The 3,307-nt window shown below is 73.8% G+C and carries 3 protein-coding genes; 1 reads left to right on the top strand and 2 read right to left on the bottom strand.

Going from position 1 to position 3,307, the window contains the following annotated elements:
* Window positions 1–156: 156 nt before the first annotated feature.
* Window positions 157–315: a hypothetical protein gene (locus ACOJUF_RS08815; RefSeq protein ID WP_420121488.1), complete on the bottom strand. Its 159-nt coding sequence runs from the start codon at window positions 313–315 to the stop codon at window positions 157–159.
* The gene (locus ACOJUF_RS08810) at window positions 312–1,862 is read right to left on the bottom strand and encodes a TldD/PmbA family protein (protein ID WP_420121487.1); all 1,551 of its coding nucleotides are present in this window, start codon (window positions 1,860–1,862) and stop codon (window positions 312–314) included. The genes ACOJUF_RS08815 and ACOJUF_RS08810 overlap by 4 nt, the downstream gene beginning before the upstream one ends.
* Before the next feature lie 273 nt (window positions 1,863–2,135).
* On the opposite strand from ACOJUF_RS08810, the gene ACOJUF_RS08805 reads away from it, so the two are divergent.
* Window positions 2,136–3,281: an ABC transporter ATP-binding protein gene (locus tag ACOJUF_RS08805; RefSeq protein ID WP_420121486.1), complete on the top strand. Its 1,146-nt coding sequence runs from the start codon at window positions 2,136–2,138 to the stop codon at window positions 3,279–3,281.
* Window positions 3,282–3,307 lie beyond the last annotated feature (26 nt).

The raw sequence follows: 3,307 nt of genomic DNA, 5'->3' as shown, positions 1-3,307 counted from the left end.
GGCGTCGGCAGCCTCGACGATGCGGTCCACCTGCTCGGTCGAGGACGCGCTCGCGCTGACCGAGCCGGTGGCCGTGCCCTCGGCGCCGTTGCGGAACGCCACCACCGTCACGGTGACGTCGTGCATGACGCCGTTGGTGGTCACCGTGTTGTTCGCCTAGCGGATGTTCGCCGAGCTGGAGCTGTGCACGACCACGACGCAGCCGTCGGCGTCGCCCGCGCCGGCCGCTCCCGCGGCCGCGGCCAGCCCGGACTCGACGATCTGCTGCGGGCTCAGCAGCCCGGTCACCACGCTCACCGGCGCACGCGTGCTCACTGGGCCTCCTGGGTGGCGTTGAGGATGTTCACGCCCCGGAACCGGGCCGACGGGCAGCCGTGCGAGACCGACGCGACCTGACCCGGCTGGCCCTTGCCGCAGTTGAAGGCGCCGCCGAGACGGTAGGTCTGCGGGCCGCCGATGCCGTCCATCGAGCCCCAGAAGTCCGTCGTGGTCGCCTGGTAGGCGACGTCGCGGACCTGGCCGGCGAGCCGGCCGTTGCGGATCCGGTAGAACCGCTGACCGGTGAACTGGAAGTTGTAGCGCTGCATGTCGATCGACCACGACTTGTCGCCGACCACGTAAAGACCGTTCTCGACGCCGCCGATCAGGTCCTCGGTGGACCCGCCCGCCGGGTCGGGCTGCAGGCTGACGTTGGCCATCCGCTGGATCGGGATGTGCCCGGGCGAGTCGGCGTAGGCGCACCCGTTGGAGCGGGGCAGCCCCAACCGGTGCGCGAAGGTCCGGTCGAGCTGGTAGCCGACCAGGATGCCGCCGCGGATCAGGTCCCACGACTGGCCGGCCACGCCGTCGTCGTCGAACCCGACGGTGGCCAGTCCGTGCTCGACGGTCCGGTCACCGGTGACGTGCATCCCGGGCGAGCCGTAGACCAGGGAGCCGAGCTTGTCCGGCGTGGCGAACGAGGTGCCGGCGTACGCCGCCTCGTAGCCGATCGCGCGGTCGTACTCGGTCGCGTGGCCGATGGACTCGTGGATGGTCAGCCACAGGTTGGTCGGGTCGATCACCAGGTCGTACCGGCCGGGCTCGATCGACGGCGCCTTCATCTTCTCCATGAGCTGCTCGCCCATGGTCGCGATCTCGCCGTCGAAGTCCCAGCTGCCGTCGGTCAGGTACTCGTAGCCGCGGCCAACCGGTGGGGTCAGCGACGACATCGTCTCGAACGCGCCGGAGGCCGAGTCGATCGCGGTGGCCGACAGGGTCGGCTCCAGCCGGACGCGCTGCTGCGTGGTGCGGGTGCCGGCGGTGTCGGCGTAGTACTTGTTCTCCTTGACCTGGTACAGGCCGACCTCGGTGTGGGCGACCCCGTCCGAGGCGAGCAGCCGCTCCGACCGGTCCAGCAGCAGCGCGATCTTGTCCGCGCCGGGCACCGTGAACGGGTCGATCCGGTAGGCGCTGACCCACTCGACGTCGGCGTGCACCGGCTCGTCGGCCCGCTCCACCCGCTCGGCGACGGCGCCGGCCAGCGCCCGGGCCACGTCGACCGCCCGGCGCGCGGTGGCCACCGCCGCGTCCGCGGTCGGCACCACGGAGGCGGCGAAGCCCCAGACGCCGTCCACGATCACCCGGACGGCGAACCCGGTGGTCACCGCGTCGGTGGCGCTCTGCACGGCGGTGTCGCGGACGGTCAGCGACGAGGTGGCCAGGCGCTCGAAGCGGAAGTCGGCGAACCCGGCGCCGGCCGCCGTCGCCGCTCCGAGGGCGGCGTCGGCGAGCCGGGTCAGCGGCAATGCGGTGAACGCCGCATCGATTCCGTGACGCGGCAGGGCGTCACCCGGCGGGGTCTTGGTGGGGAACTCGACCGGCATCGGGCCACCCTATGCCCGCCCTCGATCGGCCCCGGGTCCGCCCGCAGCCGCGCGCCGGCCGGCCGGTGTGGGGCCGCCCGGCGCTCTCCCGGCCCGCCGCGCTGATCCAAGACCCGCATTGACGCCCGACTTGCCCGGATCGGTGGGCCTTGGATCCGCGCAGCTGCGGTCGGCCGAGCAGACCCCCGCCGAGCGCGCACCTGGCAGCCGGGCGGGCACGGCTCGGCCGGGCCGTCCGACCCGCGTGCCATGCTGGTCCCCAGGGGAGGTCGCATGATCGAGGCAATCGGACTGACGAAGCGGTACGGCTCCACGGTGGCGGTGGACGACCTGTCGTTCACCGTCCGGCCGGGGACCGTGACCGGGTTCCTCGGACCCAACGGCGCGGGCAAGTCCACCACCATGCGCATGATTTTGGGCCTGGACAACCCGAACAGCGGCCGCGCCCTGATCGGGGGCAAGCCGTACGCGTCCCTGCAGCGGCCGCTGACCCAGGTCGGCGCGCTGCTCGACGCCAACTGGGTCCACCCGAACCGGTCGGCCCGGGCCCACCTGCGCTTCATGGCCGCGTCGAACAAGCTGCCCCGCCGCCGGGTGGACGAGGTGCTCGACCTGGTCGGCCTGAGCAACGTCGCCGGCAAGGCGGTGGGCAAGTTCTCGCTGGGCATGAAGCAGCGGCTCGGGCTGGCCGGTGCGCTGCTGGGCGACCCGCAGGTGCTGCTGTTCGACGAGCCGGTGAACGGGCTCGACCCGGAGGGCATCTACTGGATCCGCACGTTCATGAAGAACCTGGCCGCGCAGGGCCGCACGGTGTTCGTGTCCTCGCACCTGCTGTCCGAGATGGCGTTGACGGCCGACCACCTGATCGTCATCGGCCGGGGCCGGCTCATCGCCGACGCCGCGACCCCGGACTTCATCGCCCGGGCGACCCGGGCCTCGGTGCGGGTCCGCTCGCCCCGGCTGGCCGACCTGCGGGCGGCGCTCGTCGAGGCGAACCTGCAGGTGGTCGACGCCCCACCCGGCCCGGTCGCCGCGCTGGAGGTGCTCGACGCGCCGATCGAGCAGGTCGGGGACGTCGCCGGCGCGGCCGGCATCACGCTGCACGAGCTGACCCCGCAGCTCGGTTCGCTGGAGGAGGCGTTCATCCAGCTCACCGGGGACGCGGTCGAGTACGGCGGGTCCCGCGCCCGGCCGGCCGGGGCGCCGCCCGCGCCGGCCCTCGGCGGCCCGGTCCCCGCCGGTCAGGTCCCCGGCGGTCAGGTCCCCGGCGGTCCGATGCCGGGTGGTCCCGGGGCCGGTCCGCCCCCGGTGGCCGGGGCGGGTCCCGGCGTGACGGCCGCGATGCCGCCACCGGGCGCCGCGCCGGCCGGCTGGCCGCCCCCCGGTCCCGTTCCGCCCGCGTCGGAGGGCCCCCGATGACCCTGCTCAACGTCGAACGCATCAAG

It is taken from the genome of Nakamurella sp. (assembly GCF_048594475.1).
Lineage (GTDB): Bacteria > Actinomycetota > Actinomycetes > Mycobacteriales > Nakamurellaceae > Nakamurella.
This window is presented reverse-complemented; position numbering and strand designations above follow the sequence as displayed.

What these genes read in the sequence shown, in the direction of transcription:
- ACOJUF_RS08810 (WP_420121487.1), bottom strand. Translation starts at nt 1,862, where the DNA reads ATGCCGGTCGAGTTCCCCACCAAGACCCCGCCGGGTGACGCCCTGCCG.
- ACOJUF_RS08805 (WP_420121486.1), top strand. Translation starts at nt 2,136, where the DNA reads ATGATCGAGGCAATCGGACTGACGAAGCGGTACGGCTCCACGGTGGCG.